Source organism: Streptomyces sp. 8L (genome assembly GCF_020176795.1).
Taxonomy (GTDB): domain Bacteria; phylum Actinomycetota; class Actinomycetes; order Streptomycetales; family Streptomycetaceae; genus Streptomyces.
This window is the reverse complement of record NZ_JAIUKE010000975.1, coordinates 1-411: the sequence shown is the minus strand read 5'-3', so window position 1 is coordinate 411 and position 411 is coordinate 1. Positions and strand designations below refer to the sequence as shown.

Annotated in this window: 1 rRNA gene; it reads left to right on the top strand. The window is 59.9% G+C overall.

Going from position 1 to position 411, the window contains the following annotated elements:
* A 16S ribosomal RNA gene (locus tag LCE31_RS40165) occupies positions 1-51 on the top strand; the annotation flags it as partial.
* Between the last annotated feature and the right edge of the window lie 360 nt (positions 52-411).

Sequence of the window (411 nt, the reverse complement as noted above, 5' to 3'; positions counted from 1 at the left end):
AAGTCGTAACAAGGTAGCCGTACCGGAAGGTGCGGCTGGATCACCTCCTTTCTAAGGAGCATTTCTCACCGGACTCTTCCTCGGGAGGGTTCGGTCAGAGGCCGGTTCATCAGCGAACGTCTGGTGCCGGTGGCTCATGGGTGGAACGTTGACTATTCGGCAGGGCCGGTCGGCTGCTGCTGTGAGTACTGCTTCCTTCGGGGAGCATGGAAAGCAGTGGGCAGTGGGCGGGGTCTTGTCGGGCACGCTGTTGGGTGTCTGAGGGCATGGGCGGGAGCTGATGTCTTCGGTATGCCGGTCCCAGTGAACTCGCATGTTTGGTGTGGGGTGGTGGGTGGCTGGTCGTTGTTTGAGAACTGCACAGTGGACGCGAGCATCTGTGGCCAAGTTTTTAAGGGCGCACGGTGGATG